A 26,462-nucleotide genomic window follows, 5' to 3' on the forward strand; every position below is an offset into this window, starting at 1 on the left:
AACATGAGCTACAAAACTATTTTGACTGAAGTGGATGGCAAGGTTGCCACCATTACTTTGAATCGTCCTGAGGTGCTTAATGCGCTCAATGATCAGTTGATGGATGAGCTTGGCACAGCCTTGCTTGCATTCGATGCTGATGACAATATTGGCTGCATCATTGTTACCGGAAGTGAGAAGGCGTTTGCTGCTGGCGCTGATATTGCATCAATGGCAAAGCGTAGCTTGCAAGATGTGTATCGCCACAACTTTATTTCTCGCAATTGGGAGCACATGCAAAAAGTTCGTAAGCCAGTCATTGCCGCGGTATCAGGCTATGCATTAGGCGGTGGTTGTGAGTTAGCGATGATGTGCGACACCATCATGGCTGCGGATAACGCCAAGTTTGCGCAACCAGAGATTAAGTTGGGAATCATCCCTGGTGCTGGTGGCACGCAACGTTTGCCACGTGCAATATCGAAAGCTAAAGCTATGGATTTAGCTTTAACGGGTCGCATGATGGATGCCGCTGAGGCTGAGCGTTCAGGCTTGGTGTCACGCGTGTTTCCGAAAGCGGATTTATTAAAAGAAGTAAAAGCCATTGCTAAAGACATCGCTGATATGCCTTTGTTAACAACCATGATGGTGAAAGAAGCTGTAAATACTGCTTACGAAACCACGCTTTCGCAAGGTATTCATTTCGAGCGTCGTTTGTTCCATGCCTGCTTTGGTACAAATGATCAAAAAGAAGGCATGGCAGCCTTTATTGAAAAACGCCCAGCCAAATTTACGAACTCATAACTCGCTTAATTTTTTTCTAGGTAGCGTTGAGCTAGTTTGACCCAATAGCTCACGCCTACTGGAATTAAAGAATCATTGAAGTCGTAAGAGGGGTTATGAAGGTGGCATGGGCCCATGCCATGACCTACGGAGCGATGATCGCCATCACCATTGCCTAAAAAAACGTAACAGCCCGGCTTTTCTAGAAGCATGAAAGCAAAATCTTCTGCGCCCATAGTTGGGTCAATCGCAGTGTTGACATTTTGCTTGCCAACCAATTCGCTCATTACTTCACTAGCAAAGTCAACTTCTTTTTGATGATTGATTAGGGGCGGATAGTTTCTAGAAAACCGAATTTCTGCCTGACAATCAAATGCGCTTGAAATGCTATGAGCAATCTCACGCAAGCGTTGTTCCATTAAATCGAGAACCTCAAGCGTAAAGGTGCGAACTGTGCCACCAATAAATGCACTATCAGGAATAACGTTGCTAGTTTCGCCAGCATGAAATTGCGTGACCGATAAAACCGCCGCATCTACTGGGCGCTTATTACGCGTGATGACGCTTTGCAAGGCAAGAACGACTTGTGCACCAGTAAGGACGGGATCAGCACTGTTATGCGGTAAAGCTGCATGTCCGCCTCTACCGGTGATGGTGATTTCAAATGCATTACTTGAGGCCATCATTGGCCCTGGAGTGACGCCAAAATGACCTTCATGTAATCCAGGCCAGTTATGTAATCCAAATACAGCATCACATGGAAATTGCTCAAACAAGCCATCCTTAATCATTTCACGTGCGCCTGCACCACCTTCTTCAGCAGGCTGGAAAATAAAAATCACCGAACCTTTGAAGTCCCGATGATTGGATAAATATTGAGCTGCACCCAACAGCATGGCTGTATGACCATCGTGACCGCATGCGTGCATCTTTCCGGGATTGCGGGAGGTGTGCGCAAAGTTGTTGTGCTCTTGTAGTGGCAGTGCATCCATGTCAGCGCGTAAGCCAATCATCTTGCCTGGCCCTAAATCACCATCTAGCCGACCAACAACACCAGTTTTCCCCATGCCGCGAAATACGCTAATGCCCCAACTCGATAATGCTTCCGCAACGAGGTCGGCTGTGCGGTTTTCTTCGAAACGCAATTCAGGATGAGCGTGAATATTGCGTCGAATTTCTTGGATCGCTTCTGCGGATTCAACGATTTCAGGTAGTAAATGCATCCCTTCATCTTATCTGAAAGTGAGTCAAGACGCACCTTAGCGGGGCTTTAAGCCCTGATTCAAGGGGGTTTGCCTATGCCGGCAATTGAATGTGCTGTGCAGCAAATTCAAGCGCTTCAATAGAGTAGGGGCTATTGTTCAACTTTTGAAGTGCGGAGGGCAACGGTGGAATAGTTCCTAAAAAAGGCGTATCGATTTGGGATTGAAGAGTCTCAATATTCTCATTTAATAAATGCATTTCTTGAGACAGGGTATTTGCAACCCAACCCGCAATTTTTAATTGACGCGACTTGAGTGCCTCAATTGTGAGTAATGCGTGATTAATACATCCTAACTTCATCCCAACGACAAGAATGACTGGCAAATGAATTTCTTGGGCAAAGTCGCCTAAATTTTCTTGTTCATTTAAGGGGACTAAAAAACCACCTGCCCCTTCAACCACAACACAATCGGTTTGCTTTTGAAGGTCGCCAAAAGCTTGCAATACTCCAGCAAGCCCTAGATTCACTCCTTGGGATCTAGCCACAAGGTGTGGTGCAGCCGGCTCGTCCAAGACATATGGGCATAGATTGAGCTGATCGGTAGCCAAGTTCGAGGCAATCCGCAATGTTTCTAAATCTTCATTGAGTAATTTGCCATCGGGTCCTAAATATGTACCAGCGACTACAGGCTTGAAACCAAGAGCATGTTTGCCTTGTGCTCGCAGCTTGAGAATGAGCGCACCACTTACTAAGGTTTTTCCAACCTCAGTATCTGTGCCAGTCACGAAAAATCCTGAGGAGTGATTCATGAATGGTTTTTCTCCAAAACTTGCCGTTCTATTAATTGCAAGGTTTTAATAAGAGAACGAAGATCATTCTCACTATGATTTGCGGAGAAAGTAATTCGTAAGCGTGAGCTTCCAACAGGAACGGTAGGTGGTCTTATTGCGGGAATCCAATATCCCGCCTCATCTAATAATGTTGCAGCCAATAAAGCATCGGCGTTACCACCAAGGATAAGCGGTTGAATTGGTGAGCATGAGGAAACTTTTTCCCATGTTGAGAAAATCATTTCTTGCTGCCAAATATCAATCAATCGATGTAATTGGGCACGGCGCTGTTTGCCTTCATCAGATTCAATAATCTCCAGGCTCTTTAGTAAAGCATGTGCGATCGCGGGGGGCGTAGCAGTACTGTAGATATAGGGGCGCCCTTTTTGAACTAACCACTCTACAAAGTTATCTTGAGCGCATATAAAGGCCCCGCTAACACCGGCAGCCTTACCTAATGTGCCGATATAGATGATGCGATCTGAGTAAATATTCTCTTGCTCTAAAATACCATGACCTTGTTTGCCTAGCACTCCAAATCCATGCGCATCATCTACCAACAACAGGGCATCGTATTCCTCGGCAATCTCTAAAAGTTTTTTTACAGGCGCAAGATCACCGTCCATGCTAAAAACACCATCCGTCACAATCAGCTTAAGAGTCTTAGAGTCTTTTTTGAGTAAATCAATTAATAAGTCTTGCTGCGTATGATCAAACAGCGTTACCGATGCATTAGTTTGTGCGCTTGCTAAACGAACGCCGTCAATTAATGAAGCATGGTTAAGTTTTGCAGAATAAATACTGCCACTGCCTTGAGGCGCAAGTCTTGCAATGCCAGTAATTGCGGTTAAATTTGCAAGGTAACCAGTACTAAAAAACAATGCACGAGCTTTGGGAATATGGGCGCTCTGAAACGATGCTAAGCGTTTTTCTAGTAAATCATGTGTAATGCTGTGGCCACTAATTAAGTGGGATGCACCACTACCTACCCCATATTTTTGAGCGCCCTCAGACAGTGCTTTTGCAATTTCAGAATGGTTGGCTAGACCAAGATAGTCATTACTACAAAAGGCCTTGAGCTCGCGATCTTCAACCAGCGCTTTGGTATCACAAGGAGAATTGGTAATTCGTAACTTACGCTTGAGTAATTGCTGATCTAGGTCTGCAATTTGCTCTTCAGCTAGCTTGAGGGCGTTGAAAGATTTAGTCATGTAGCACCTGATTTAAAGCGGTTTGTACAGACTGACCCATTTGCTCAGCTTCTTTTGAAGATAAAACATACGGTGGCATGACATAAATCGTATTGCCGATAGGTCTAATCAAAACACCTTCATTCAAGCATTGAGCAAACATTTCACGAGGAAAGGTATTAGAATTTTTGAGCGCAGTTTGTTTGACATCAAAAGCCAAAATCATTCCTTGTTGACGCCAGTGCTCAATTCGAGAATCCAATTTAGCCCAGCTAAATGCATTTGCTAAATCTTCCGAGCGATCAATATTCTTTTCAAGAACATACTCTGTATCAAAGATTTCAAGGCATGCTAAAGCCGCTGCACAGGCAAGCGGGTTACCAGTGTATGAGTGCGAATGCAAGAAGCCTTGTTTAGTTTGATCTTGGTAAAAAGAGCGATAAATTTTTTCGGTAGTCATACAAAGAGATAGTGGAAGATAGCCACCGCTGATCCCTTTGGAAAGCGTCAAAAAGTCAGGCCAAATCTCTGCGTGCTCACAAGCGAAGAATTTCCCGCTACGCCCACATCCTACGGCGATCTCGTCGGCGATCATGTGGATCTCATAGCGATCGCATAAGTCTTTAACGAGACGTAAATACTCAGGTGAATGCATTGCCATCTGGCCTGCACACTGCACTAGCGGTTCAACAATGATCGCTGCAATGTGCTCATGCTCTTGCGCAAATAATTCCTCAACTTCTTTTGCTGCTTGTCTTGCAACATCTTCTGCGTTTTCATCGGCTTTTGCTTTGCGTGCATCAGGCGATGCTACTGTGAAAACATCTTGCAAAAGTGATCGGTAAGCCTCTCGAAAAATGGCAACATCTGTTACAGCAAGTGCGCCCAGTGTTTCCCCGTGATAGCCATTCTCAAGACAGACAAATTTTTTCTTTTGTGGTTTGCCATTAAGTTGCCAAAAGTGGTGACTCATCTTCAAAGCAATTTCAACAGCAGAGGCGCCATCTGATGCATAGAAAATATGACCTAAATTACCCTTGGTCAGAGCGGCTAGTTTTTCAGAAAGTGCTACAACAGGTTGATGGGTAAACCCTGCGAGCATGACGTGTTCAATTTTTTCTAATTGCTGAGTAATCGCTTGGTTGATGCGAGGGTTTGAGTGGCCAAATAAATTTGTCCACCAAGAGCTAATGCAATCAAGCAGCGCATTTCCTTGCTCGTCGTAGAGCCAAGGACCTTTCCCTTTGGTGATGGCAACCAAGGGAAAAGATTCGTGATGTTTCATCTGAGTGCACGGGTGCCAAACGGCAGCCAGACTGCGGTCGACTAGGTTGGCTTGATTGGGATCCGAAATAACCTTCATGTTTGATATTTGACCACTAGTTTTTCCTAATTCAGGCTTGTATCTGTTATGTTTACGCCTTGGATTGACCTATTTTCTGGAATTTACCCATGCTGGACGCCCAAACCGTAGAAAAACCCCTCACTCAAGTCAAATCGAAGGCTGATTTGCGTAAAGAGCTGGACGCTTCTGGTGCCTGGACTGTAGCCCAGATTGAGGCTTTATTTGACCTGCCTTTTAATGAGCTCATGCTAAAGGCTCTGGAGACCCATAAAGCCTATTTCCCAGAGGGTGATGTGGAATTGGCGACCTTGTTGTCGATTAAGACCGGTGGCTGCCCTGAGGATTGTGGATATTGCCCCCAAGCTGCTCGTTATGACACTGACGTCAAAGCTGAAAAGTTGATGGGCCTTGAAGAAGTATTGGAGGCTGCTAAAGCCGCTAAAGCCGCAGGCTCGAATCGCTTCTGTATGGGTGCTGCATGGCGCGAACCAAAAGATCGTGACATTGAGAGAGTTACCGCCATGATTAAAGGCGTTAAGGCTTTAGGTCTTGAAACTTGTGCGACCTTAGGAATGCTTGAGGAAGATCAAGCAAAAGCCCTATCAGATGCAGGTTTAGATTTTTATAATCACAACCTGGACACCAGTGAAGATTTTTATCGTTCAGTCATTTCTACTCGTGGTTATCAAGATCGTTTAGACACTATTTCTCATGTGCGTTCCGCTGGCATGTCTGTTTGTTGTGGTGGTATTGTTGGTATGGGTGAATCACGTGAACAGCGAGCCGCATTCTTGGCACGTTTAGCTAATTTAAGTCCTTATCCTGAGTCAGTTCCAATCAATCATTTGGTGCCTGTTGCTGGCACTCCATTAGCTGATCAAAAGCCTTTGGATCCACTTGAATTTGTGAGAACGATTGCCGTTGCGCGAATCACAATGCCGAAGGCACGCGTGCGTTTATCTGCTGGTCGCCAAGAGCTTGGCAGGGCTGTACAAGCGATGTGTTTCTTGGCTGGAGCTAACTCTATTTTTTATGGTGAGCAATTACTCACTACCGGTAATCCCGAAGCGGAACAAGACCGCGCGCTCTTGGCTGAATTGGGTCTCAAGACCAAGCAGAGCTGCAAAGCAGAGGTTTTGGTTTAAGTTTTTTCGACCGATGTCACCTATTGATCACCTGATAATTGAGTTTGATACTGCGCTACGTACTATCGTTGGTGGTGCGAATGCAGGGCGTCCAACACCAGGATCTTCGACAACTCCAAATCAATCTTTAGATGCAGCAGAGCGAAAACATGCTGCTGGCTTGATGAGGGTAAATCACGTTGGAGAAGTTTGCGCACAGGCACTCTATCAATCACAAAAAATCGTTGCTAGAAATCCGCAAATTCAGGAGATGCTTAATCACTCTGCTCAAGAAGAAATGGATCACTTAGCGTGGTGTGAAACTCGCTTGCAAGAGCTTGGTTCTCACACGAGCTATCTCAATCCATTGTGGTATGCAGGGTCTTTTGCAATTGGTTTGGCCGCTGGGTTGGCTGGCGATAAGTGGAGCTTAGGTTTTGTTGTTGAAACAGAAAAGCAAGTTGAAAATCACCTTGAGAGTCACCTCGAAAAATTGCCGTTAGAAGATCATCGTTCGCGGGCAATTGTTGAGCAAATGCGCATCGATGAAATTGAACATGGAAGAGCGGCCTTAGATGCCGGGGGAGTGGCATTGCCTGATCCAATCCAGAAATTGATGAAAATAGTATCTAAGGTGATGACTACGACGGCATACAAGATTTAATTGGCCTGAAATTCGTGTTTGGGCACTGAAAAGATAATTTTTTGATTTATTTTTCATTAATACTGTTTTTAAATACAGTATATTTAGCTATTATCCAGCCCTATAGCTAAGATCTATTCTTAAGTATATTTTCCAAGCCATTGTTTCAAGTAGCTATTTTACTATCACCATTTTATGAACATACGACGCTAAGTGTTTGTAAACACTAGAGAAATTCCCAAAAATATACCCAAAAACACTTGACCCTCTTATTGCGATCCTCTAAAGTGGGAGGAAGTGTGAAAAAGTGGGGTAAATGGTGTTTCAAGGTGCGTCGGCTCTCAATTTAGATGCAAAAGGTCGGATGTCGATTCCGGCAAAGCATCGTGACGCCCTGTTAGTTCAGGGTGACGGCAGAGTTACGCTCACCAAACACCCAGACGGTTGTCTTCTCCTATTCCCAAGGCCAGAGTGGGAAAGTTTTCGAGAAAGAGTTGCTCAGCTTCCGATGGATGCGCATTGGTGGCGCAGAATTTTTCTTGGCAACGCTGCTGAAATCGATCTTGATAGTGCGGGACGAGTTTTAGTGAGTCCGGAATTGCGCTCCGCTGCAGGTATTGAAAAAGAAGTGATCTTGCTTGGCATGGGCAGTCACCTGGAGTTGTGGGACGCAGCAACATACGCTGCAAAAGAACAGGCTGCGATTGCAAAAGGCATGCCTGAGGCACTCAAGCAATTTAATTTTTGATGACAGGGTGCTATGAACATAACTCATCGCCCAGTGTTACTGGCCGAGGCGGTGACGGCGCTAACCAATGGCCCGCTCATTCAGCAGCAAATCACGAACCAAAACATTTTAGTCATCGATGGAACATTTGGACGTGGTGGTCATACGAGCGCATTACTGAAACAGTTACCAACATCAGCTCGCATGATTTCTTTCGACAAGGATTTAGATGCGATCGCAGTGGCGAAGCAAATCAACGATCCACGCTTAACGATTGTGCACGACAGTTTTGCGCGGATGGATCAGTACGCACTAGCAGAATCGGTCGATGGAATTTTGTTAGATCTGGGAATCAGCTCACCACAAGTAGACGAAGCGCATCGGGGGTTTTCATTCCGTCGAGAGGGTCCGCTCGATATGCGGATGAATACCGATCAGGGTGTAACAGCTGCAGAGTGGTTAGAGCAAGCACCGCAGGAGGAAATCACGCACGTGATTAAGACTTACGGAGAAGAACGTTTTGCATTTCAAATCGCGAAGGCAATTGTGGCCAAGCGAGAAGAAGGACTGTCCCCAAAAACTACTACACAGTTAGCAAGCCTTGTCGCAAGCGTGGTGCGTACACGTGAAGCGGGTCAAGATCCCGCCACGAGAACATTCCAAGCGTTGCGTATTTTTGTTAATCGCGAGTTAGAAGATTTGGAGTTGGGTTTAAAGGCTGCTCTGAAATTACTAAAGCCAGGCGCAAGACTTGCAGTAATTAGTTTTCACTCTCTAGAAGATCGCATTGTTAAGCAATTTTTTCAAGCGCATGCAAAAGTAGAGATTCCGCGAGGCCTTCCCGTTAGAGAAAAAGACTTGCCTCAAAGCGCTCTTGAAATTATTGGGCGCGTAAAGCCAAGCGACGCGGAGATTGCTGAAAATCCTCGTGCGCGCTCAGCCATTATGCGAGTAGCAGAGAAGCGTATGGGAGCATTCATATGAATCGTGCCACCCTCACTTTGCTGGCCCTTCTTTTAATTTGCGCTTTGTCATTAGTCGCTGCACAACAACGCGCCCGCAGATTATTTATAGCCTATGAACGCGCGCAAATTGAAGAGCGTAAATTAAATCAAGAATGGTTGCGATTGGAGTACGAGCAACGTAACCTTTCAAAATCAGCGCGGATTCGAGATGTTGCTCGTAATCAGTTACGTATGGTGTCGATTACTCCTGAACGTACTTTGTACTTGAAGGATAGCGAATGAGAACGGTTGGCTTTTCAACAACCCCGAATTTAGTATTGCGTCTGCCTATGTGGCGGTCACGCTTGATGTTGTTTCTATTATTTTTTGTATTCATGTTGCTCTTACTGCGTGCTTTTTGGATACAGGGTCCGGGCAACGCATTCTATGAAGCCAAGGGTGTTCGTGGAACGCAGCGTGAATTGGAATTGCCCGCTAGTCGCGGAAAGATCTTGGATCGAAACGGACAAGTGATTGCCACTAGCCTTGAGGCTAAGTCAGTAATTGCCTATAACGATACTGTTCCAGATGATTTAGCCGCCGACAAGGTTAAGAGGCTGGCTAGTCTATTGCAAATTAGTGAAACGGAATTACGTAAAAAGTTAAAAGAGGATCGAAAGCAGCTCTTCTTAAAGCGTCAAGTTGATCCAGTAATTGCTCAACAAATTAAGCAATTAGAAATCCCGGGTATAGGCCTTAATAGTGAATATCGTCGTTTTTATCCTGAGGGTGAGGCAATGGCGCACGTCGTGGGCTTCACTAATGTAAATGACAAGGGTCAAGAGGGTATGGAGCTCTCTAGGGATAAGGATCTGGCTGCCTATCCAGGGCAAAGACGAGTGGTGATTGATCGTTTGGGTCGTGTTGTTGAAGAGATTGCAATTGAACAGTTACCGCAAAATGGTAAAGATTTGCAACTTTCGATCGATAGCAAGATCCAGTATCTTGCTTACAACGCAGTGAAAAGCGCAGTTGAGCAACATCACGCTAAGGCGGGTGGTGCAGTAGTACTTGACACACAAACCGGTGAAATTCTAGCGCTCGCAAACTATCCAAGCTATAACCCAAATGACCGCAGAAATCTAAGCGGTGAGCAACTACGCAATCGTGTTTTGACTGATACTTTTGAGCCGGGCTCAACAATCAAACCTTTAACGATCTCTATCGCATTAGAAAAAGGATCTGTCACACCAAATACGAATATGGCGATAGGCGCAAAGTATCTGGTTGGGCCAAAGCCGATTACAGATACTCATCCCTATACTAATTTAACTGTTACCGAAGTCATTCAGAAATCGAGCAATATCGGTACCGCAAAAATTGCGATGAATAATCTTTCCGCAGAAGAAATGTGGGATTTTTATACTGCAGTGGGATTAGGTCAAACTCCTAAAATTGGTTTCCCTGGCGCAGTTGCTGGCACGGTGCATCCATTTAAAAAATGGATGCCAACTGATCAGGCCCGTATCGCTTTTGGTTATGGTATCTCGGCTTCTTTATTTCAAGTGGCTCGTGCGTACACCATATTTGCTCGCGATGGCGAGTTAGTTCCATTAACAATTGAACGTAGTCCTGAATATAAGTCAGGTACACGCGTACTCTCAGCTAAAACCGCTATTGAAATGCGGAAAATGATGGAGGCGGTCACTGAACCTGGAGGAACAGCAATTAAAGCGCAGGCTGAGGGTTACCGCGTTGGCGGTAAGACTGGTACAGCACATAAGCTTGTTGGTAAGGGTTACGGAAATTCCTATAGAGCTTATTTTGCTGGAATTGCGCCGATTAGTGCTCCACGTATTGTTGTTGCCGTCATGATTGATGAGCCCACTGGCGGTAGTCACTACGGCGGAGATGTGGCTGCCCCTGTTTTTTCTACGATTGTTGGTGAGACACTCAGGGCTTTGAATGTTGCACCGGATAGCCAGCACAGCCAACTCACTCTAAATGAACAGAGTTCTAAAGCGGTGAGTACTGCTAGCTTGCAGACACAGCATGTGGTTTTAAAAAGATGAGGGTGGAATTGAAAATAGAACCCAATCATTTGATTGACCACTTGCGCTCCTTGGCAGATTCTTCTGCTCAGGTGAGTGCAGACAGTCGCCACATTCATGCGGGGGATATCTTTTTTGCATATCCAGTAGGTCATGGAAAAGCTTTGCGGGATGGACGTGACTATATTGATGCCGCTTTGCAAAATGGTGCTGCTGCAGTGGTCTTTGATCCGATTGGACTTGGTGCTGATTATTCAGAGCACCCTCAATGCTTTGCAATTGAGAATCTTGCGGAAAAAGTGGGTAAGTTATGCGCACAGTGGTATGGCGAGCCTAGCAATCAATTAAAGATGATTGGGGTAACAGGAACGAATGGTAAGACCAGTATTACTCAGTGGCTAGCCAAGGCATTAGATCAAACCACTCATCGCACAGCGGTACTGGGTACTTTAGGTACTGGCTTTCCAGGTGCATTGGAGAAGACTGGGTATACCACTCCAGATGCTCCGAAATTGCAAACTCAGTTAAAAGAGCTATTGGATGCTGGTGCCCAACAAGTTGCTATTGAGGTTTCCTCCCATGCATTGCATCAAAACCGTATTGCCGGTACTTCATTTAATTGCACAGTCTTTACTAACTTGACGCAAGATCACCTCGACTATCACGGCAGTATGGCTAACTATGCTGAAGCAAAAGCAAAGCTATTTAGTCAGCCAGGCATAGAGCATGCCGTATTAAATTTAGATGATGCTTTTGGGCGCGAACTAGCGATGAATCTTTTGGCTAGAAATGATTTAAAGGTTTGGGCCTATGCTCTTAATTCAGATACTTTCAAAGGATTTGAGCAATTTGGCGATCGTTTGCAGCGTATTTATGCCACCAATATTGTTTTGAATCATGCTGGATATGACACCGTGTTTACGCATGAAGGATTTAATTCAAATGCTTTGAATATTCCATTGCTAGGTGAATTTAATTTAAGTAATGCGCTAGCAGTTTGGACAACTCTATTGACGCAGGGTCTTACTGCAGATGAGGCTAGCAAGCGAGTTAGCCAATTACAACCGGTGATTGGTCGCATGGAGTTGATCTCACTGGGTAAGAATTCAAAATCAGACGGCCCCTTGGCAGTTGTAGATTACGCCCATACACCGGATGCCTTGCAGAAGACTTTAGAGGCATTGCGGCCCATTGCTCAGCAGCGCAATGGAAAACTCTGGTGCGTATTTGGTTGTGGTGGCGATCGTGACAGCGGTAAACGTTCTCAAATGGGTTCTGTGGCTGCTCAGTATGCTGACCAAATTATTGTTACCAGCGATAACCCACGCTCAGAAGATCCACAAGCGATCATAGATATGATTTGCCAAGGTATTAATTTACAGGCTGGGAATGTCCAAAAAATTGCCGATCGGGCGGCGGCAATAATGGCGTCGATTCGACACGCAGATGTGCGCGATGTTGTATTGGTTGCCGGTAAAGGTCATGAAACTATCCAAGAAATTAATGGCAAGAGCTTTGATTTTTCTGATCAAGAACATATTCGTCTGGCTGGCGGAGGATTGGTGTGATGTCAATGACAACGCTAGCCCAAGTCCAAGCTATGTTGCCAGGCAGTAGCCTGCTTAATGTCTCTGCAGAGGCTGCAAAGGCAGTTGCACTATCGAGAGTGGGTACAGATAGTCGTCAAATTGATGCTGGTGAACTATTTGTTGCATTATCTGGCGAGAGATTTGATGCGCATGACTTCTTGGTTGATGTAGCAAAGTCGGGCGCTGGAGCTGCATTGGTAAGTAAGGCCGAAAAATGCCCAGCAAATCTTCCTGGAATTTGCGTCAACGATACGCGTATTGGTCTGGGTGATTTGGCAAAAGCTTGGCGTACAAATTATGAAATCCCTTTAGCGCTAGTGACTGGAAGCAATGGCAAAACCACAGTAAAAGAGATGATTGCTTCAATCTTCAAGGCTGCTGTAGGAGAGGCTCACACTTTGGTAACCAAGGGTAACCTTAATAATGAGATTGGTTTACCGCTCACTTTGTTAAAGCTACGCCCAACAGATCGCCTCGCTGTAGTTGAGCTGGGAATGAACCATCCTGGTGAAACTGCGCAACTAGCAGCTATAGCTCAAGCAAACATCGCACTAATTAATAATGCACAACGCGAGCATCAAGAGTTTATGGCAACCGTAGCTGCAGTTGCTGAGGAGCACGCTGATGTGATTCGTGCACTGCCAGCAAATGGTATTGCCGTATTTCCTGCGGATTCTGAATTCACTTCAGTATGGCGTGAGGCTGCTGGCACAAGAAAAGTAATTGATTTTGCGCTTTTATCGGCCCAAGTAAATACAAATGCATTGGTCAGCGGGCGATTATTAAATAATGGTCTCGTAGAGATAATGAGCCATGCTGGATCAATTGAAGTTCAGCTCAATACTCTCGGAAGCCATAACGTACGAAATGCCTTGGCAGCCACCGCCGTTGCTCTGGCAGCCGGGGTTGCTTTTGAAAAAATAAAGCAAGGTCTTGAATCTTTTACGCCAGTAAATGGCCGCATGCAAGCCAAAAAGATCGATCCCAACCACACCTTAATTGACGATAGCTACAACGCTAATCCAGACTCTGTTCGCGCCGCTATTGATGCCTTGAAGCAGTCTGGAAATCTTTCTTGGTTGATTCTGGGAGATATGGGAGAGGTTGGTAATCAGGGCCCTGAGTTTCATAGTGAAGTGGGTGCCTATGCGGCTGAGCAGGGTGTGACTAAATTATTTGCCTTAGGTGAGCAGTGTCAATTTGCGATCAAGGGCTTTGAGATGGCCGCAAAAAATGATTCGTCGTCTAAAGCTATGCACTTTAGTGATATGGATAGCTTGGTCTCTCAGTTGCGAGATTCATTGCATGCCCAATCAACGGGTAGCAATCAGCATTTAAACATTTTGGTTAAGGGTTCACGATTTATGCGTATGGAGCGTGTAGTGCAAGCCTTGTTAGAGGAGGCTAAAACATGCTCTTAATTTTGGCGCAATGGTTGCAAGATGACTTTGGTTTTTTCAGAGTCTTTAACTACATTACTTTTAGAGCGGTGATGGCGACTGTTACCGCTTTGCTCATTGGATTAGCTGCGGGTCCTTGGGTAATTCGCAAATTAACAGCATTGAAGATGGGTCAAGCAGTTCGCACCGATGGGCCTCAAACCCATTTAGTGAAATCAGGGACACCAACGATGGGTGGCGTATTAATCCTGATTGGTATTTTTATCTCATGCATGCTTTGGGCCGACCTTAGCAATCGCTTTATTTGGATTGTGATGATTGTGACCTTTGGTTTTGGTGCTGTGGGCTGGGTAGATGACTACCGTAAGGTTGCTCGTAAAGATCCTAAAGGTATGGCATCAAGAGAAAAGTTTTTCTGGCAAACCTTAATTGGCTTGTTTGCAGCAATCTACTTAGCATTCTCCGTATCGGAGGTTAATAACCTAAAAGTATTGCAATTGTTCTATGAATGGTTGAAGAGTGGATTTGCTTTAGATCTTCCCGCCAAAACGAATTTACTCATCCCCTTTATGAAAGAAGTGAGTTATCCATTAGGAATGATGGGTTTCATCATCCTGAGTTACCTCGTCATTGTTGGAAGTAGTAATGCCGTTAATTTGACTGATGGACTCGATGGTTTGGTGATCATGCCGGTGATCTTGGTGGGAGCAGCATTAGGTGCTTTTGCCTATGTGATGGGTAATGCCATCTATGCAAAGTATTTGCTCTTTCCATACATCCCCGGCGCTGGTGAGTTAATGATTTTCTGCGGCGCAATGGGAGGTGCAGGTCTTGCTTTCCTTTGGTACAACACCCACCCAGCACAGGTATTCATGGGTGATGTCGGCGCGCTTGCTTTAGGCGGCGCACTTGGAACTATCGCAGTGATTGTGCGTCAAGAAATTGTCCTATTTGTAATGGGTGGCATCTTCGTAGCAGAGACGCTGTCAGTAATGCTGCAAGTATTTTGGTTCAAGTTCACCAAAAAACGTTTTGGTGAAGGACGACGGATTTTCCGTATGGCACCTTTGCATCACCACTTTGAGTTAGGTGGCTGGAAAGAAACTCAAGTAGTGGTTCGTTTTTGGATTATTACCATCCTGTTAGTTTTGATTGGTTTATCTAGCTTGAAATTACGGTGAGCCAAAGAATACATATGCTAACTTTAGAAAATACTTTTGCTAACCCTGCCGCAGTAGCTGATACAGGCTATACAGCCCCACACCGTTTCCTAATCCTAGGATTGGGTGAGTCTGGAGTTGCGATGGCCAAGTGGTGCTTACGTAATGGTGCACAAGTACGCCTTGTAGATACGCGTGACCGATCCAATTTTTCTGAGCGTCAATTAGCATGGCTCGCAGAACTAGAATTTGCTGGACTAAAAGATATTCAGTTTGGCCCTTTCACTGATGAGCTATTGGATGCTATAGATGTGATTGGTATTAGCCCAGGGCTCTCTCCGCTCCAAGAGCCAACCGAATCCTTCTTAATTAAAGCTCGTAAAGCAAGAGTGGATGTTTGGAGTGAGATTGAATTCTTTGCTCGTGCTATTGCAGCTATGACTCGTAGTGCAGAAGAAAAGCAATCTAGCTATAAAGCATCGGTATTAGCTATTACCGGTACTAACGGTAAAACCACTACAACCGCATTGACTGGTCAGCTATGCGAGCGTGCTGGTAAAAAAGTAGCGGTTGCGGGCAATATTAGTCCTGCGGCACTCGATAAGTTAATGACATGCTTAGATGGTGCAGATCAGATTGAAGATATGCCAGATATTTGGGTGTTAGAACTTTCTAGCTTCCAATTGGTGTATACCTATTCTTTAAATGCCACTGCGGCAACAGTTCTAAATATCACCCAAGACCACTTAGATTGGCATGGTGATATGTCTGCTTATGTAGAGGCTAAAGCCAAAATATTTGGTTCTGACACGATCTGCATTTTGAATCGTGATGATTCTGCTGTGATGAGCCTACTCACCGATGAGCAGAAGGCTGAAAAGGCCATTATTACCTTTGGTTCAAATAGTCCTGATGAGCAAGGCGCATTCGGAATTGAGCATGATTTACGTGCAGGCGGTATCGATTGGCTGGTATGGGCTGAGGTCGATGAAGATGTAGAGCCTAAGCCAAAGCGTCGCCGTAAGTCTGCTGTTATTGAGGAGGATGAGTCATTGCGCCTGAAACGTTTGATTCCAGCAGACGCTTTGCGTATTCGGGGACGTCATAACGCATTGAATGCATTAGCTGCACTCGCCTTAGCACGCGCAGCTAATTTGCCGATGAACATTCTGCTTCATGGATTGCGTGATTACCACGGCGAGCCTCATCGCGTGCAAAGCATTGCAATTGTGAATGATGTTGAGTATGTGGATGACAGCAAGGGTACAAATGTTGGCGCAACAGTTGCTGCATTAAATGGTTTGGGTAGTAATGAAGCGGGCAAGCGAATTTGGCTGATTGCAGGGGGCGATGGTAAGGGACAAAACTTTAGTCCATTGCGTGAACCCGCATTGCGTTTTGTGAAAGGTATTTTCTTAATCGGCAAGGATGCAGAAAAGATTGCCGAGGCAATTGGTAGCAATATTTATTGTGTAAATAGCGGTAATTTATCTTCAGCGGTTCAAGCTGCTGCAGAGAGAGCGGTCTCAGGCGATTTAGTTTTGCTATCACCTGCTTGTGCAAGCCTAGATCAGTTCCGAGATTACAAAGAGCGTGCACAAGTATTTGCCTCCGAAGTTGAAGAATTGAGTATGAGATTTGAAGGAGCTCAGGTTTGAACTTAAGAGAAAAATTCTTCCCTGAGAATCGTCTTGGTTTAGATCGCTTCTGGAATTTCTCTAGAGGCGGTATTGATAACTTCCGGACAGGTTTACGTGATGCGGTATCGGGCGTAGAGCAAACACGTTCACGCATGATGGAATATGACCAGTTATTAGTGTGGGCAGTGTTATCGCTGATGCTGATTGGTTTGGTCATGGTGTATTCCGCATCGATTACGTTGGCAGATGGCCCTAAATATGCGAATTACAGCAGCAACTTCTTTTTGATTCGCCATTTGGTTTCATTAGCAATTGCTGTTGGGGTGGGTATCTGGGTATTCAAAATTCCAACCAAGGTTTGGGATCGGTATTCACCAGTGATTTTCGGTTTTACAGTGCTATTACTGATCGCAGTATTAATTCCAGGTATTGGTAAGGGTGTGAATGGCGCGAAACGGTGGATTCCGTTGGGATTGATGAATTTCCAGCCCTCAGAGCTCATGAAATTTGCGGCAGTGATATTCGCGGCGAGTTATACAGTTCAGCGCCAAGAATATTTACATTCTTTTTCCAAGGGGATGCTGCCAATGGGTATAGCTGTTGCACTTGTTGGCGGTCTCTTAATGAAAGAGCCGGATATGGGCGCCTTTGTTGTGGTTGCCTTAATCGCATTTGGGATCTTGTTCTTAGGTGGTATCAATGCCAAATTATTTGGTGGTTTGATTGTTGTCGGCTTACTGAGTGGAGCCGCAATGATTGCGCTTTCACCATTTCGACGCGGTCGTATGTTGGCGTTTATGGATCCATGGCAAGTGGATAACGCAGCCAATAAAGGGTATCAATTGACACACTCGTTGATGGCTTTTGGTCGGGGTGAGTGGTTTGGCACTGGCCTTGGTGGTAGCGTTGAAAAGCTTCACTATCTTCCTGAGGCGCATACCGACTTCATCATGGCAGTAATCGGCGAAGAGCTTGGTTTTATTGGTGTTGTTGTCATGATCTTCTTGTTCTATTGGATTGTGCGTCGTGCTTTCATGATTGGCCGTACTGCTTTGCAATTGGACCGAAGCTTCGCGGGCTTGGCTGCAAAAGGTGTTGCTATCTGGATTGGCTGGCAAGCATTTATCAATATGGGCGTGAACTTAGGTTTGTTGCCAACAAAAGGCTTAACTCTGCCGTTAGTCAGTTATGGTGGCTCGGGAATTTTGATGAATGCAGTTGCCATTGCGATGCTACTTCGTATCGATTATGAGAATCGTATTTTGATGCGAGGAGGGAAGTTATGACCAAACCCTCAATCTTGGTGATGGCTGGTGGAACTGGTGGGCATATATTCCCGGGCCTTGCTGTTGCTCAATATTTACGAATCTGCGGTTGGAATGTCTCTTGGTTGGGCAACCAAAGTGGTATGGAATATCGCTTAGTGAAGTCTTGTGACTTTCCTTTTGAAGCAGTTGAGTTTGGCGGCTTGCGTGGAAAGGGTCTCAAGGCAAAAATCATGCTTCCAATCAATTTAGTACGAGCATGCTTTCAGAGCTGGAAGATTATGCGTCGCTTAAAGCCCAATGTTGTCTTGGGTATGGGTGGTTACATTACATTCCCTGGCGGTTTAGTAACGAAATTTTTAAAGCGTCCCCTGGTATTGCATGAGGCAAACTCAGTAGCAGGTAGTGCTAATCGTGCATTAGCAAAGATTGCAATGCGCACCTTGACTGGCTTTCCAAATACGATGGAAAGAGCGGAGTGGGTTGGTAATCCGATTCGCGAAGAGTTTGATCACATACAAAAGTCAGAGGCACGCTATCACGATCGCCAGGGCCCTCTCTCTATCTTGGTTGTTGGTGGTAGTTTGGGCGCAGCGGCATTAAATGAAAATATTCCCGCAGCGTTAGCCTTGATTCCAAAAGATGTGCGTCCATCAGTGATTCATCAAGCAGGCGATAAGCATTTAGCAGACTTGCAAAAACGATATGCTGAGCTAGGTGTAGAAGCAGACATTCGTCCCTTTATAGATGACATACCAACTGCATATGCAAATGCAGATTTGGTGATCTGCCGTTCTGGAGCAATGACTGTTTCAGAATTGGCGGCCTGCGGCGTTGCATCTTGCTTGATCCCATTTCCTCATGCGATTGATGATCATCAAACAGCAAATGCTAAATTTTTGTCAGATGCTGGTGCTGCAGTTTTATTACCTCAGCAATCTCTTAATCCTCAAGACCTGGCTTTGATGATTCAAAACTTCAATCGCAGTGACCTGAAGGACATGGCTATTCGTGCGCATGCTTTGGCTAAGCCACATGCAACCCAGCGAGTGGCTGAGGTGTGCGCAGATTGTGCGGGGGTGGGTATATGAAACATATCGTGCAACAAATTCACTTTGTCGGCATTGGTGGCGCGGGTATGAGTGGCATCGCCGAAGTACTCTTGAATTTGGGTTATCAGGTATCTGGTTCAGATTTGGCTGAGAGTGTTATTACTAAGCGCCTTAAAGAACTCGGCGCGGTTATTCACATTGGCCATGATCCGAAAAATATAGGTAGTGCTGAAGCAGTGGTGATTTCAACTGCAGTGGCTGGCAATAATCCTGAAGTATTAGCAGCTCGTGCGGCAAAAATTCCAGTAATTCAACGTGCCGTGATGTTGGGTGAGTTGATGCGTTTGAAGCAGGGTATTGCGATTGCTGGAACGCACGGCAAGACAACTACTACTAGTTTGGTTGCATCTGTATTGGCTGAAGGTGGTTTAGATCCAACCTTTGTGATTGGCGGTAAGCTCAACTCTGCTGGTGCAAATGCGCGCTTGGGTCGCGGTGATTTCATTGTGGTTGAGGCAGATGAATCGGATGCATCTTTCTTGCAGCTATTTCCGGCAATGGAGGTGGTCACCAATATTGATGCTGATCACATGGATACCTATCAACATGACATGGCGAGATTGAAGCAAGCATTTGTCCAATTTATCCAGCGTATGCCATTTTATGGTGTTGCAGTTCTATGTATCGATGACTCCAACGTAAGAGACATTATTCCTTTTGTTTCTCAGCCTGTATTGCGATACGGACTTTCGGACGACGCTGATATTCGCGCAAGTAACGTTCGTGCGGATGGAACTCAGATGCATTTCACGGTTGAGCGCCGCACCGTACGTCGTCATGGCAATAAACCCGGCCCACTCAACGTGACACTCAATTTGCCAGGCTTGCATAACGTACAAAATGCCCTCGCTGCAATTGGTATCGCGACTGAATTAGGGGTTGGCGACGAGGCTATCACCAAGGCTTTATCTGAGTTTGGTGGTGTTGGCCGTCGCTTCCAACGTTATGGTGAGATTCCATTAGCTTCAGGCGGTAGCTTCACATTGATTGATGACTATGGTCATCACCCAGTAGAGATGGCTGCTACTTTAGAGGCGGCACGTGGGGCATTCCCAGATCGTCGCCTGGTTCTAGCTTTTCAACCACATCGCTTTACTAGAACGCGCGATTGCTTCGGCGAGTTTGTGCAAGTTCTCCGAAATTTTGATGCTTTGGTTTTAACCGAGGTGTATCCAGCTGGTGAAGCCAAGATTCCTGGCGCCGATGGTAAGAGCTTGATGAAGGCGGCCCTAGCTGAAGATAAGCATTCCAAAGCGTTGCTCGATTCTGCCGCAGTGGTATTCGCATCGAATGTTGCAGAGATCCCAGAAAAATTAAGTCAAGTTTTAAAAGATGGAGATGTATTAATTACGATGGGCGCAGGATCTATTTCAGCATTGCCTCACACCTTATCGGAGGCAAGAAATGTCTAAGCTAAGTTTTGGTTTGTGGGGTGATCGTGTTAAGTCACGATTGGCTAGCTTGGACGTAAAAGCTTTTGGCCGCGTTGGTGTCTTACTGGGTGGCCGCTCTGGTGAGCGTGAAATTTCCCTAATGTCTGGCAATGGCGTTCTTCAAGCCCTAATATCTAAAGGGGTTGACGCCTATGCATTTGATCCAGGCCTACGCAATCCGACTGAACTGGTTGCCGAGAAATTTGATCGTATCTTCATTTCTTTGCATGGTCGGTATGGTGAAGATGGAACAATCCAAGGATTACTTGATTTACTTGAGCTGCCATATACCGGTAGTGGTGTGCTTGCTTCAGCTTTGGCCATTGACAAGATTGTCACCAAGCAAGTTTGGATTAGTAATGGACTTTCTACTCCTGAATTTGAGGAGTTAACTGCAGATAGCGACTGGAACGCTGTCGCAAATCATCTTGGTTTGCCATTAATTGTGAAGCCAGCGCATGAAGGTTCATCTTTAGGCCTCACTAAAGTGAAGTCTGTTGAAGAGCTACCTGCTGCTTATCAACTTGCTGCTGGGCTTGATAAAAAGGTCATCGCAGAAACTTGCATCGTCGGAGATGAATTAACTTGCCCCTTGGTTGGTCAGGACCTTAGTGCTGAAGCATTGCCTGTGATCAAAATTATTCCGCCACAAGCCAATTACGATTTTCATAACAAGTATTTCTCGGATGAGACGCAATATCTTTGCCCTACTGGGTTGGCGCCTGAAGTGAATCAGCGAGTGCAGGAGTTAGCTTTGGCAGCCTATCGGGCTTTGGGTTGCCGCACTTGGGGTCGTGCTGATGTGATGCTTGATCAAAAAACAGGGAAGCCCTATTTGCTGGAGATGAATACCTCTCCTGGTATGACTTCTCACTCTTTAGTGCCGATGGCGGCAAAAGCTGCTGGCGTTGAATATGCTGATTTAGTGCTTTGGTTGCTCAGTCAGACCTTGCAGGAGAAAGAGGGTACTACTGCATGAGTAATTTCATGGACCGGTTTGGCGAAATTTTTGCCATGTTGATGTCTCCGATCTGGAATTATCCCGATCGGATGCAAAAGCTTAGCCGTTTCTTATTGCGTTGTTTTGTAGTGATGATGGTTTTTGGGGTATTGGTGTGGTTAAGTCAGCGCCCTGTGTTTGCGCTAAAGCAAATTCAAATTGAGCCTGTTGTTGGTCAAACTTTGAAGCACATTAATAAATCACTTGTGAAGCAACAAGTTTTGGAAACCGTACAAGGCAACTTCTTCAGCGTTCGCTTGGAAGATGTTAAGCGTGGTTTTGAGAGCATGCCTTGGGTGCGTCATGCTAATGTTCGCCGCGTTTGGCCTAACGGCTTAATTGTGAGCATTGAGGAGCAGAGGCCCTTTGGCACTTGGGGTGGTGCTGAGAGTCATGAACTCATCAACAATCATGGCGAAGTCTTTGCGGGCCGTGTTTCTGAGGTTAGTGATGATGTGCGCCTAATTGATTTTCATGGGCCCGAGGATGCTGGCAGGGAAGTGATGAGTCTGTATGAGAAAGCAAATAACTGGTTCAAGCCATGGGGTGCAGAGGTGACCAGTCTTGCCTTGACTGAACGCTATGCCTGGCATATCAAATTATCAAATGGCATGAAGGTGGAGTTTGGGCGCGATGAAGAAAGTTCAGACAAAACATTAACCGAAGAGCGTGTGGCACGTCTCTTTAAATATTGGCCACAAGTACAAGAAAAGTGGTCTAACCGTATTGATGCGGTGGATTTGCGTTATGCAAATGGTTTTGCGGTTCATCTTGCCGCTGCAAGTGTGAAAAAGAATGATGTTGATGGCAAGAAAAGTGAGCTGAAGCAATGAGGAAATGGGAATGAGTAAAGACAATCGCGATTTATTGGTTGGATTGGATATTGGCACTTCCAAGGTAGTAGCCTTGGTTGCTGAGTTGGCTCCTGACGGTCAATTTAATGTGGTTGGCGTTGGCCAAACTGCTTCAAAAGGCTTAAAGAAAGGTGTCGTCGTCAATATCGAGGCAACTGTTCAGTCCATTCAGAAGGCATTAGAAGAAGCTGAGATCATGGCTGATCGTCAGATCGTGCAAGTCTTTACTGGTATTGCAGGTAACCACATTGTGAGTTTTAACTCGAGCGGTATGGTAGCTATTCGCGATAAAGAGGTAAGCGCTGGAGATGTAGAGCGCGTACTTGAAACAGCTAAAGCGATCAACATTCCAACCGATCAACAGATTTTGCATATTCTTGTTCAGGAATTCATCATCGATGGTCAAGAGGATGTACGTGAACCAATTGGTATGAGTGGCTTGCGGTTAGAGGTAAAAGTACACATTGTTACTGGCGCAGTAAGTGCAGCACAAAATATTGTGAAATGTGTGCGTCGCTGTGGATTGGAAGTGAACGATCTCATATTGCAACCCTTGGCCTCAAGTCTCGCTGTCTTAACCGAAGATGAAAAAGAACTTGGCGTTGTATTGGTTGATATTGGCGGTGGCACAACGGACATTGCAATTTATTGCCAAGGATCTATACGTCATACAGCGGTCATTCCAATTGCTGGTGATCAAATTACCAATGACATTGCTATGGCATTACGTACGCCAACGATTGATGCTGAGGATTTAAAGATCGCTCATGGTATTGCTCGCCAAGAGATGGCTGATCCAGCCGCCATGATTGATGTTCCAGGAGTAGGAGATCGCGAACCCCGTCCTATGTCTAAGCAAGCCTTGGCTGCTGTGATTGAGCCGCGTGTTGAGGAACTCTTTACTTTGGTAAGGGGAGTTGTGCGTGACTCTGGTTACGAAGACATGGTGTCCTCAGGAATTGTTTTAACTGGTGGTACTTCGCTAATGCCAGGAATGGTTGAGTTAGCTGAGCAAGTCTTCTTAAGGCCGGCTCGTATTGGCACGCCTGAATATCGTGGCCACTTGCATGAAGTGTTACGAAGCCCAAGGTTTGCTACCAGTATTGGTTTGTTAATGGAAGGCCAAGCGCAGTTTATGCGTGGCCGTCGTGTTTCTCAGTCAGGCGCGTTACAAGCTGTGGTCTCGCGTATGAAGGAATGGTTTGCAGGAAATTTTTAAGTTTTTTCGTCGTCGTCAACGTAGTATGTTTATTACCTAGGAGGGTATATGGAATTTGAAATGTTAGATCAAGAAACAGCTGGCAAAACCATCATTAAAGTGGTTGGTGTCGGTGGGGCTGGCGGTAATGCAGTCCAACACATGATCCGTCGCGGTGTAAATGGCGTAGAGTTCATTTGCATGAACACCGATGCTGGCGCTTTGCAGCGCTCTGAGGCATCTGTGAATTTGCAACTGGGCTCTAGCGGATTAGGTGCTGGTGCTAAACCTGAAATCGGTGCGGCCTCTGCCGAAGAAGCTCGTGCTCGTATTGCCGATACATTGCAAGGTGCTCATATGGTGTTCATCACTGCTGGTATGGGTGGTGGTACAGGTACTGGGGCTGCTCCAATCGTCGCTCAAGTCGCAAAAGAAATGGGCATTTTGACAGTTGGTGTTATCAGCAAGCCATTCGACTTTGAGGGTGTGAAGCGCTTGAAAGTTGCGGAGAATGGCGCAGCTGAGTTGGAGTCCTATGTAGATTCATTGATCGTTGTACTCAATGAAAAACTCTTTGAAGTGATGGGTGAAGATGCTGAGTTTGATAAAGCATTCGCATGCGCTGATGATGTACTGCATAACGCAGTTTCTGGAATTGCAGAAATCATCAATGTTCAAGGTTTAATTAACGTTGACTTTGAAGACGTCAAGACTGTGATGGGCGAACAAGGTAAGGCGATGATGGGAACTGCAACAGTTTCTGGTATGGATCGCGCACGTTTGGCTGCTGAAGCTGCTGTTGCATCGCCATTACTTGAAGGGGTGGATTTATCTGGTGCGCGTGGCGTATTGGTCAATATCACGGCTAGCCGTTCATTGAAGCTTTCTGAAACACGTGAAGTGATGGCTGCGATTCGTGGCTATGCTGCCGATGATGCAACTGTGATCTTCGGCACTGTGTATGATGAGAGCTTGGGTGATGCATTGCGTGTCACTGTCGTGGCTACAGGTTTGAATAATCCACAAGCCCGCAAAGCTAATCAGCCAGAAGTAGTTTGGAGACAAGCTACTGGTACGCATGACGCAATGCCAACAATGGCTGACCTGAATACCTTTGCGCCAGCTAGTGCATCAGCTGCGATTAGCAAGGTGAGCTTAGATTCTGCTTTGAGCACTAGCGCAGGTATGGTTCTAACAGGTTCGGCTAGTACACCTGCAGTGGCAGCACAGCCAGCAAGTAGTGGCGTTGATTACAGTCAGTACGATTTACCACGGGTTTTTCGTAGCTCTCGTGAAGCGACTGCCGCTCCTACATTGGGTGCAGATAGTTCTCCACAAGCAAAAACCTTGTTGGATAAAGGGGCTGATTACTATGAAATCCCTGCATTTTTACGTAAACAAGCAGATTAATTGACTGCTTAATACAATAGGTTATTGTGAAATGCCAGCGCGGCGCCCCTCCGGACGACGAATCCCGCGCTTGCGTTGGCATGCTTACTAACAATTACTTATTGGAGACACCATGATTGCTGTTGGACAAAAACTACCAAACGCCACTCTTTATGAATTTATGAATGAAGAGACTGAAGGCTGTGCATTAGGGCCTAATGCTTTTGAAGTTGAGAAGCTTGCGGCTGGAAAAAAGATTGTGATTTTTGCTCTACCTGGTGCCTTTACGCCGACTTGTTCAGCAAAGCACGTGCCCGGATATGTTGAGCACTTCGATGCGATTAAAGCAAAGGGTGTAGATGAGATTTGGTGTATCTCTGTGAATGATCCATTTGTGATGGGTGCATGGGGACGTGATCAAAAGGTTGGAAAAAAGATTCGTATGTTGGGTGACGGTAGTGCTGAGTTCACTAAGAAGGTTGGTTTGGAGTTGGATTTGACTGCTCGTGGCTTAGGTCTTCGCTCAGATCGTTATGCCATGATTGTGGAAGATGGCGTCGTAAAAAGTTTAGATCGTGAAGCTCCAGGTAAGTTTGAGGTAAGCGATGCAGCCTCGATTCTGAAAAAACTGTAATCAATCTTTCCGTAAATTTAGAGACGTCATCATGATGAAGCAAAGAACCATTGCGAACCCGGTGAAAACCGTGGGTATTGGTTTGCACTCTGGTCGTAAGGTGACTATCTCGATTAAGCCTGCTCCAGTAGATTCAGGGGTGCAGTTCGTTCGTGTTGATACTCCAGAGCAGTCCTTGGTTCCAGCAACTGCTTTGGCTGTATGCGATACGCGGCTTGCATCGGTCATTCAAAAAGATGGTGTGAGAGTTTCCACGGTTGAGCATTTACTCTCAGCCTGTGCTGGGCTTGGTTTGGACAATCTTTTGATTGAGCTTGATGGTGAAGAAGTACCCATCATGGATGGAAGCGCCGCTTCATTTTTATTCTTAATTGAATCTGCCGGTATTGTTGAGCAAGAGGCTCCCCGTCAATTTGTAGTGATTAAAAAACCAGTAGAAGTGCGTGAAGGTGACAAGCTTGCTCGCCTCGAACCATTCTTTGGTTTTAAGTTAGATTTCACAATCGACTTTAAACATCCTGCAGTCGATAAAACTGGTCAACGATTTGTTGTGGATTTTGCGGAGCACGCATACCGTAATGAAATTGGACGTGCTCGTACATTTGGATTTGCGCATGAAGTTGAAGCCCTGAGGGAGATGGGTCTTGCTCGTGGCGGTAGCTTAGACAACGCCATTGTTCTGGATGAGCACCGTATTTTGAATAACGAAGAGCTTCGTTATGAAGATGAGTTTGTGCGCCATAAAATTTTGGACGCGATTGGAGATCTTTATCTAGTTGGGCATCCTATTGTGGGTGCTTATGTGGCTGAAAAATCAGGCCATGCCTTGAACAATGCGCTATTACGCAAGCTCTTGGAAGATCCAAGTTCTTATGAGATTAGTAGCTTTGCTGAAAATAAAGCGCCCGAAGCCTATTCTCAGGAGAATCAACCTCTCTTTTTCTAAGAAGGGCCCTTAGATTTATCTCGAT

24 protein-coding genes are annotated in these 26,462 nt (G+C 45.6%); 20 read left to right on the top strand and 4 right to left on the bottom strand.

Features of this window, described 5'->3' with window-relative positions; genetic code table 11:
• Positions 1 to 3 precede the first annotated feature (3 nt).
• Positions 4 to 780, top strand: a complete 777-nt coding sequence (locus tag ICV38_RS00800) for an enoyl-CoA hydratase (protein ID WP_215381850.1) — start codon at positions 4 to 6, stop codon at positions 778 to 780.
• Positions 781 to 785: 5 nt separating this feature from the next.
• Here ICV38_RS00800 and ICV38_RS00805 read toward each other — a convergent pair whose 3' ends face one another.
• The 4 genes from ICV38_RS00805 to bioA form a co-directional block, all read right to left on the bottom strand.
• Positions 786 to 1,982 carry a M20 aminoacylase family protein gene (locus ICV38_RS00805; RefSeq protein ID WP_215381851.1) on the bottom strand — a complete coding sequence of 399 codons (1,197 nt, stop codon included), beginning with the start codon at positions 1,980 to 1,982 and terminating at the stop codon, positions 786 to 788.
• A gap of 73 nt (positions 1,983 to 2,055) precedes the next feature.
• A complete protein-coding gene (bioD, locus tag ICV38_RS00810) occupies positions 2,056 to 2,772 on the bottom strand; it encodes a dethiobiotin synthase (RefSeq protein WP_215381852.1) in 717 nt (238 codons plus the stop codon).
• Positions 2,769 to 4,004 carry an 8-amino-7-oxononanoate synthase gene (locus ICV38_RS00815; protein WP_215381853.1) on the bottom strand — a complete coding sequence of 412 codons (1,236 nt, stop codon included), beginning with the start codon at positions 4,002 to 4,004 and terminating at the stop codon, positions 2,769 to 2,771. The genes bioD and ICV38_RS00815 overlap by 4 nt, the downstream gene beginning before the upstream one ends.
• Positions 3,997 to 5,346, bottom strand: a complete 1,350-nt coding sequence (gene bioA, locus ICV38_RS00820) for an adenosylmethionine--8-amino-7-oxononanoate transaminase (RefSeq protein WP_215381854.1) — start codon at positions 5,344 to 5,346, stop codon at positions 3,997 to 3,999. The genes ICV38_RS00815 and bioA overlap by 8 nt, the downstream gene beginning before the upstream one ends.
• An 89-nt stretch (positions 5,347 to 5,435) precedes the next feature.
• Between bioA and bioB the strand changes: the two genes are divergently transcribed.
• From bioB to lpxC, 19 genes are all read left to right on the top strand, one after another.
• The gene (bioB, locus tag ICV38_RS00825) at positions 5,436 to 6,473 is read left to right on the top strand and encodes a biotin synthase BioB (protein ID WP_215381855.1); all 1,038 of its coding nucleotides are present in this window, start codon (positions 5,436 to 5,438) and stop codon (positions 6,471 to 6,473) included.
• 13 nt (positions 6,474 to 6,486) lie between these two features.
• Positions 6,487 to 7,116, top strand: a complete 630-nt coding sequence (coq7, locus tag ICV38_RS00830) for a 2-polyprenyl-3-methyl-6-methoxy-1,4-benzoquinone monooxygenase (RefSeq protein WP_215381857.1) — start codon at positions 6,487 to 6,489, stop codon at positions 7,114 to 7,116.
• A gap of 298 nt (positions 7,117 to 7,414) precedes the next feature.
• Entirely contained in the window at positions 7,415 to 7,843 is a 429-nt protein-coding gene (gene mraZ / locus ICV38_RS00835) for a division/cell wall cluster transcriptional repressor MraZ (RefSeq protein WP_215382664.1), read from the top strand.
• 12 nt (positions 7,844 to 7,855) lie between these two features.
• The gene (gene rsmH / locus ICV38_RS00840) at positions 7,856 to 8,806 is read left to right on the top strand and encodes a 16S rRNA (cytosine(1402)-N(4))-methyltransferase RsmH (protein WP_215381859.1); all 951 of its coding nucleotides are present in this window, start codon (positions 7,856 to 7,858) and stop codon (positions 8,804 to 8,806) included.
• Positions 8,803 to 9,069 carry a cell division protein FtsL gene (gene ftsL, locus ICV38_RS00845; RefSeq protein ID WP_215381861.1) on the top strand — a complete coding sequence of 89 codons (267 nt, stop codon included), beginning with the start codon at positions 8,803 to 8,805 and terminating at the stop codon, positions 9,067 to 9,069. Before rsmH ends, ftsL begins: the two co-directional genes overlap by 4 nt.
• Entirely contained in the window at positions 9,066 to 10,838 is a 1,773-nt protein-coding gene (locus ICV38_RS00850) for a penicillin-binding protein 2 (RefSeq protein WP_215381863.1), read from the top strand. The genes ftsL and ICV38_RS00850 overlap by 4 nt, the downstream gene beginning before the upstream one ends.
• Entirely contained in the window at positions 10,835 to 12,385 is a 1,551-nt protein-coding gene (locus tag ICV38_RS00855; protein ID WP_215381865.1) for a UDP-N-acetylmuramoyl-L-alanyl-D-glutamate--2,6-diaminopimelate ligase, read from the top strand. Before ICV38_RS00850 ends, ICV38_RS00855 begins: the two co-directional genes overlap by 4 nt.
• A complete protein-coding gene (gene murF, locus ICV38_RS00860) occupies positions 12,385 to 13,827 on the top strand; it encodes a UDP-N-acetylmuramoyl-tripeptide--D-alanyl-D-alanine ligase (RefSeq protein ID WP_215381866.1) in 1,443 nt (480 codons plus the stop codon). Before ICV38_RS00855 ends, murF begins: the two co-directional genes overlap by 1 nt.
• Entirely contained in the window at positions 13,818 to 14,987 is a 1,170-nt protein-coding gene (mraY, locus tag ICV38_RS00865; protein WP_215381868.1) for a phospho-N-acetylmuramoyl-pentapeptide-transferase, read from the top strand. Before murF ends, mraY begins: the two co-directional genes overlap by 10 nt.
• A gap of 14 nt (positions 14,988 to 15,001) precedes the next feature.
• Positions 15,002 to 16,624: a UDP-N-acetylmuramoyl-L-alanine--D-glutamate ligase gene (gene murD, locus ICV38_RS00870; RefSeq protein ID WP_215381870.1), complete on the top strand. Its 1,623-nt coding sequence runs from the start codon at positions 15,002 to 15,004 to the stop codon at positions 16,622 to 16,624.
• Between the two features lie 71 nt (positions 16,625 to 16,695).
• Positions 16,696 to 17,892 carry a putative lipid II flippase FtsW gene (gene ftsW / locus ICV38_RS00875; RefSeq protein ID WP_251368265.1) on the top strand — a complete coding sequence of 399 codons (1,197 nt, stop codon included), beginning with the start codon at positions 16,696 to 16,698 and terminating at the stop codon, positions 17,890 to 17,892.
• Positions 17,889 to 18,962, top strand: a complete 1,074-nt coding sequence (gene murG, locus ICV38_RS00880) for an undecaprenyldiphospho-muramoylpentapeptide beta-N-acetylglucosaminyltransferase (protein ID WP_215381875.1) — start codon at positions 17,889 to 17,891, stop codon at positions 18,960 to 18,962. The genes ftsW and murG overlap by 4 nt, the downstream gene beginning before the upstream one ends.
• Positions 18,959 to 20,395, top strand: a complete 1,437-nt coding sequence (murC, locus tag ICV38_RS00885; protein ID WP_215381877.1) for a UDP-N-acetylmuramate--L-alanine ligase — start codon at positions 18,959 to 18,961, stop codon at positions 20,393 to 20,395. Before murG ends, murC begins: the two co-directional genes overlap by 4 nt.
• Positions 20,388 to 21,395 (top strand): D-alanine--D-alanine ligase, encoded by a 1,008-nt coding sequence (locus tag ICV38_RS00890; RefSeq protein WP_215381879.1) that lies wholly within the window; start codon positions 20,388 to 20,390, stop codon positions 21,393 to 21,395. The genes murC and ICV38_RS00890 overlap by 8 nt, the downstream gene beginning before the upstream one ends.
• On the top strand, positions 21,392 to 22,249 hold the full coding sequence (locus ICV38_RS00895) for a cell division protein FtsQ/DivIB (protein ID WP_215381881.1): 858 nt from the start codon (positions 21,392 to 21,394) through the stop codon (positions 22,247 to 22,249). The genes ICV38_RS00890 and ICV38_RS00895 overlap by 4 nt, the downstream gene beginning before the upstream one ends.
• A gap of 10 nt (positions 22,250 to 22,259) precedes the next feature.
• Positions 22,260 to 23,489 (top strand): cell division protein FtsA, encoded by a 1,230-nt coding sequence (gene ftsA, locus ICV38_RS00900; protein ID WP_215381883.1) that lies wholly within the window; start codon positions 22,260 to 22,262, stop codon positions 23,487 to 23,489.
• A 48-nt stretch (positions 23,490 to 23,537) separates the two neighbouring features.
• Complete coding sequence (ftsZ, locus tag ICV38_RS00905) at positions 23,538 to 24,878, top strand: cell division protein FtsZ (protein ID WP_215381885.1); 1,341 nt, start codon at positions 23,538 to 23,540, stop codon at positions 24,876 to 24,878.
• A 112-nt stretch (positions 24,879 to 24,990) separates the two neighbouring features.
• Positions 24,991 to 25,491 carry a peroxiredoxin gene (locus ICV38_RS00910; protein WP_215381887.1) on the top strand — a complete coding sequence of 167 codons (501 nt, stop codon included), beginning with the start codon at positions 24,991 to 24,993 and terminating at the stop codon, positions 25,489 to 25,491.
• 31 nt (positions 25,492 to 25,522) lie between these two features.
• Complete coding sequence (gene lpxC, locus ICV38_RS00915; protein WP_215381889.1) at positions 25,523 to 26,437, top strand: UDP-3-O-acyl-N-acetylglucosamine deacetylase; 915 nt, start codon at positions 25,523 to 25,525, stop codon at positions 26,435 to 26,437.
• Positions 26,438 to 26,462: the final 25 nt, after the last annotated feature.

The sequence above is a fragment of the Polynucleobacter sp. MG-6-Vaara-E2 genome (assembly GCF_018687695.1).
Lineage (GTDB): Bacteria > Pseudomonadota > Gammaproteobacteria > Burkholderiales > Burkholderiaceae > Polynucleobacter.